At 72.0% G+C, this 4,368-nt stretch carries 5 protein-coding genes; 2 read left to right on the top strand and 3 right to left on the bottom strand.

The window, feature by feature from the left end; genetic code table 11:
- Both AB0H87_RS38615 and AB0H87_RS38610 read left to right on the top strand, forming a co-directional pair.
- The coding region (locus tag AB0H87_RS38615) for a hypothetical protein (protein ID WP_360157739.1) at window positions 1–349 on the top strand (349 nt) is incomplete at its 5' end.
- Between the two features lie 119 nt (window positions 350–468).
- Window positions 469–1,476 carry an RNA polymerase subunit sigma-70 gene (locus AB0H87_RS38610; RefSeq protein ID WP_360157736.1) on the top strand — a complete coding sequence of 336 codons (1,008 nt, stop codon included), beginning with the start codon at window positions 469–471 and terminating at the stop codon, window positions 1,474–1,476.
- An 11-nt stretch (window positions 1,477–1,487) separates the two neighbouring features.
- Here the strand turns inward: AB0H87_RS38610 and AB0H87_RS38605 are convergent, their stop codons facing one another.
- From AB0H87_RS38605 to AB0H87_RS38595, 3 genes are all read right to left on the bottom strand, one after another.
- Window positions 1,488–2,030: a dihydrofolate reductase family protein gene (locus tag AB0H87_RS38605; protein WP_360157733.1), complete on the bottom strand. Its 543-nt coding sequence runs from the start codon at window positions 2,028–2,030 to the stop codon at window positions 1,488–1,490.
- A 104-nt stretch (window positions 2,031–2,134) separates the two neighbouring features.
- Window positions 2,135–2,785, bottom strand: coding sequence for a hypothetical protein (locus AB0H87_RS38600; RefSeq protein WP_360157730.1), 651 nt, complete (start codon window positions 2,783–2,785; stop codon window positions 2,135–2,137).
- A 70-nt stretch (window positions 2,786–2,855) separates the two neighbouring features.
- On the bottom strand, window positions 2,856–4,301 hold the full coding sequence (locus tag AB0H87_RS38595) for a hypothetical protein (protein ID WP_360157727.1): 1,446 nt from the start codon (window positions 4,299–4,301) through the stop codon (window positions 2,856–2,858).
- Window positions 4,302–4,368: the final 67 nt, after the last annotated feature.

Below are 4,368 nucleotides of genomic sequence, written 5' to 3'. Positions count from 1 at the left end.
GCGGGATGTCGGCCAGCCAGTTGTCGACCAGCGTCAGCAGTGCGTCGTCGTGCATGAGCAGCAGCCCCCCGCCGGCCCGGCGGTCGCGGACTCGCTCGCCAGCACGGCCCGCGACCTCCGGACGCGCCTCGCCGAGGTCGCCAACGACCCGACCGCGGGGACGGTGGTCGCCGGCGCCCGTGGCCTCGCGTTGCGGACGGCGTTCGCACTGACCGCCGCGCTGCTCGTCGAGCAGGCCGCCGAGCGGGACGAACTGGCCGAGACGGCGGCCCGGCTCTGGACGCGCCGCCGGCTACGCGGCGAGGACATCGCCATCGACGCGGCCAACTACGCCGACGTCCTCTGCTGACCCGTCAGCACCGGGGCCGGGTAGGTGCGCGCGGAGTGTGAGTGGCTTCACCGATCAGAAATCCTCCGCCACGTCGTCTGTTTCCTTAGCCCGCTCGCACCGGTGGAAGGATTGACGACATGACCGACGCCAGACCGCTGGGCGCCGACGAGGCCACGTTCATCGCGGCGGTCCGCGCCGGGGATACCGCGCAGTTCGCGCTCCTGACCGAGCGCCACCGGCGTGAGCTGCAGGTGCACTGCTACCGGATGCTCGCGAACTACGAGGACGCCCAGGACATGACGCAGGAGACGTTCCTGCGCGCGTGGCACAAGCGGGAGTCGTTCAAGGGCCACGCGGCCCTGCGGACCTGGCTGTACCGGATCGCGACGAACGCCTGCCTCGACTTCCTGGAGAAGCGCAACGACCGCACACCCGTACCGTCCGAGCTGCCGGACCCCGCCTCCGAGGTGGGCTACCTGCAGCCGTACCCCGACCGGATGCTCCCCGAGGACCCGCAGGAATCGGTGGTGGCGCGGGAGACGATCGAGCTGGCGTTCATCGTCGCCGTCCAGCACCTGCCGCCGCGGCAGCGGGCGGTGTTCATCCTGCGCGACGTCGTCGGCTGGCCGGCGTCGAAGGCCGCCGACGCCCTCGAGCTGACCATCGCATCGGTGACCAGTGCGCTGCAGCGGGCGCGTGTGACGATGCGCGAGCAGCTGCCCGACCGCCGCCTCGACTGGCGGAGCCCCGCCGGCCACGAGCTGTCGAATGACGAGCGCGGCGCGGTGAAGTCGTATATCGACGCGCATGAGCGCAACGACCTCGACGGGCTGATGTCCCTGCTGCGCGACGACGTGCGCTTCGCGATGTTGCCCGATCCGGGCACTGTGACCAGGACGGCCAAGGACGCGGTGGAAGGCTGGGTCTCCGGCGGGCTCTTCCAGCGCGGCCACGACGACTGGCGCGGTGTCGCCACGACGCTCAACCGCATGCCAGCCGCCGTGCTCTACCTCCGCACCCCCGACGACCCGGAGTACCGGCTGTTCGCCGTCGCGGTCCTGCACATCGTCGAGGGGAAGATCGCCGAGCTCACCGGATTCGACGCCACCGACAAGCCATGGCTGGGCCTGCCCCCGACACTGTGATCACGCCGTGCTCATCGCCTCGTCTCGTATCGGGTCAGTAGCACGCCGCCGGCAAACGTCCGCGTCTCCACCAGGTTCAGGTTCACCCAGCTGTCCAGGGCCGTGAAGAACGGCCTGCCGCCGCCCAGCAGGACCGGTGCGGTGACCAGCAGGTACTCGTCGATCAGCCCGGCCCGCATCGCCGCTGCGGCAAGTGTGGCGCCGACGATGTCCATAGGCCCGCCGTCTTCGGCCTTGAGCCGGGTGATCTCGGTGACCGCGTCGCCGGTGAACAGGCGGGTGTTCCAGTCGACCGTTCTGGTCGTCGAGGAGAACACCACCTTCGGCAGGTCCCGCCAGCGGCGGGCGAACTCGATGTGCGCCGGTGTGGCGCCGGGCTGCTGGTCGGCGGTCGGCCAGTGGGAGCTCATCTCCTCCCACAGCCTGCGCCCGTACAGCGCCAGGTCGGTGGCGCCCACCCGGTCGGACCACCACTGGAACAGCTCGTCGCTCGGTACGCTCCAGCCGAGGTCGTCGCCGGGCGCGGCGACGTAGCCGTCCAGGCTCACGTTCATACCAAAGATCAGTTTCCGCATCGTGCCAGCCTCCCGTGAGTCGATGTTCACACGTACAGACGGGCGCGGCGCGGAAACCTAATCGGTGCGGCTGGGCTAAGTGCTTACGGCTGCGGCGGTGACCAGAAGCGGGCCAGCGCCGCGGTGGCCGGATCCTCCGACCCCAGCAGTGCCTCCCACCCCGACGACGCCGGGTCCAGGCCCGCATAGGCCGCCAGGTCCGTCGGCTCCGGCACCTCGACCGGCATCATCACCGCGGCCGGATCGGGAGAGCCGAGCGCGGCCGGGTCCGTCCACGGCGAGCCGTCGATCGGCTCCGGGAGCACCGGCCCCAGGTCCAGCGGCGCCGGGAACTCCGGGGCCGGCCACAGCGCGTCCGTGTACGCGGACACGTCGGGATCCGTCCCGAACAGGTCCGTCGCGTCGACCGGGCCGAGGCCGTCCGTGCCGTCGTCGTCCAGGCCCGCGGCCCAGTCGTGGTGATCCGCGACCAGCGCGTCCGGTGCGAACGGGTCCTCCGCGGGCACATCGCTGTCCGGCTCGCCGTTGAAGTCCGGCGCGTCGTCGTGCCCGCCCAGGTCGTCGTGCGGGCCACCACCAGGAAGGTCGACACCGCCCAGGTCCGGGCCGAACGGGTCCGTGTCGTCGGCGTCGAACCCGCCCTCGTGGTGGTGCTGGTGGTCGCCCGCGCCCTCGTATCCGGAGTGGTCGTCGTGGGAATCGTGCCCGTCGCCCCACGTCCAGTCGTCGGTCATGCCGCCGCCTCCCTTCGGTCAGCGGAGCACGACCGATGTCGGCTGAGCTGACCGCGCTCGCTCCACTCGCTCATGGCAGCTCCTGGTCGTCGGTGGTCGCGGCCGGTGCCAGGGTCCGCGCGCGGACCAGGACCGTGTCGACCTGCTTGATGCGGGACCGGATCGCTTCGCGTTCCGCGGCTACCGCCGCGCGGCGCCGGGCCCGTTCGGCCTTGTCGTCCGCCAGGGCCTTGTCGATCTCGGCGATGTGCGCGTCGAGCTGCTGCAGCCGGCGTTCGATCGCGTCGTCGAGCGCCAGCGTCAGCGCGTACTGCAGGTCCGTGAACCTGTGCATGATCTCGTCGGACAGCGCCGCGCGGGCCTCGCTCAGCACGTCGCGCAGCCACAGGCGGGCCTGGGCGCGGTCGCTCTGGGCCCGCCGCCGGTAGAGGATGAACGCCCCGGCCGCCAGGCCCAGGCCCAGGCCGGCCACCGGCACCAGCAGTCCGCCGCCGAGCAGAGCCGACGCGCCCAGCGCCGACGCGCCCGCCATCGCGCCGCGGCCGGCCATGAACGCCATGCCGCCCGCCGACATCGCGATCATCATGTTGTCGGTGCCCGTGTCGCGTGGTGGGCGGCTGGTCAGCGCGTGCCGCAGCGTCGCGTTCAACCGGGCCAGCACGAACTGGAGTTCTTCGGCGCCGAAAACCTGCGCGAGCACCTTTTCGGCGACCTTGCGGAACCGGAACTCGAGGTCCTGCGACAGCCGCACCGACAACGCCTGCAGCGCCGTGTCGAGGTCGCTCGGCAGCGCCTTGAGCTCGTCGCTCTTCGCCTTGTCAATCTTGGACAGCAGGTCGTCCTGGAGCTGCGACACGTACGTCCGCAGCTTCCCGGTCGCCTCCACCCGCGCCCGCTGCGTCTCCGTGTTGAGCGTCAGCGACCACTGCCGCGACTCGGTGCGCTTGCGGGCCGCGAGCGCGGAACGGTCGGCCCGCGCCTTGGCCACGTCGGCCGGGTCCGGATCGGTCGCGGTCAGCCGCTCACCGGCCCGCAGGTCCAGCCGCACCAGCTCGCTGCGCACCGCCCGCAGCAGGTTGGCCTGCCGCAGCAGGTGCCCCTTGCCGGCCAATTCGATCAGCGCGTGCTGCAGCGGTGCGATCCGGGACTCGCGGACCAGCTCCGTGCCCGCGTCGCCCGGCAGGGTCATCGACAGCTGCGCCAGCCGCGCCGACACCGCGAACCACGGTGCCTGCGCGAACCGCGGCGCGTGCGTCTGCAGCTGGGCGCGGTCGTCGGCGAGGATCGTGCGCCAGCCGGGGTACGCGTCGGTCTTCGTCAGCGCGAACACCACCACGTTGACCCGCTTGCTGGCCTCGATCAGGAACTCCAGCTCGGGGCGGGTGAACGGCCCGGACGCGTCGACCACGAACAGCAACGCGCCGGCCTGCGCGGCCGCGTCGAGGGCGACCTCGGCGTGCAGCGGGTCCAGGCCGCCGGTGCCGGGCGGACGCCCGTCAGCACGTCCGCGCCTCACTGGCGCGCTAGCGGCGGGACGCCAGGGCGGCGAAGACGCATCGCCACGTCGGGAACTCGGGCTGCCA

It is taken from the genome of Asanoa sp. NPDC050611, assembly GCF_040654855.1.
Classification (GTDB): domain Bacteria; phylum Actinomycetota; class Actinomycetes; order Mycobacteriales; family Micromonosporaceae; genus Asanoa.
Note: the sequence above shows the minus strand (reverse complement) of the source record. Positions and strands in the feature narration are given on the sequence as shown.

Excerpts from the sequence above, each read along its gene's own strand:
- AB0H87_RS38605 (WP_360157733.1), bottom strand. The coding sequence starts at position 2,030 with ATGAACGTGAGCCTGGACGGCTACGTCGCCGCGCCCGGCGACGACCTC.
- AB0H87_RS38610 (WP_360157736.1), top strand. The coding sequence starts at position 469 with ATGACCGACGCCAGACCGCTGGGCGCCGACGAGGCCACGTTCATCGCG.
- AB0H87_RS38600 (WP_360157730.1), bottom strand. The coding sequence starts at position 2,785 with ATGACCGACGACTGGACGTGGGGCGACGGGCACGATTCCCACGACGAC.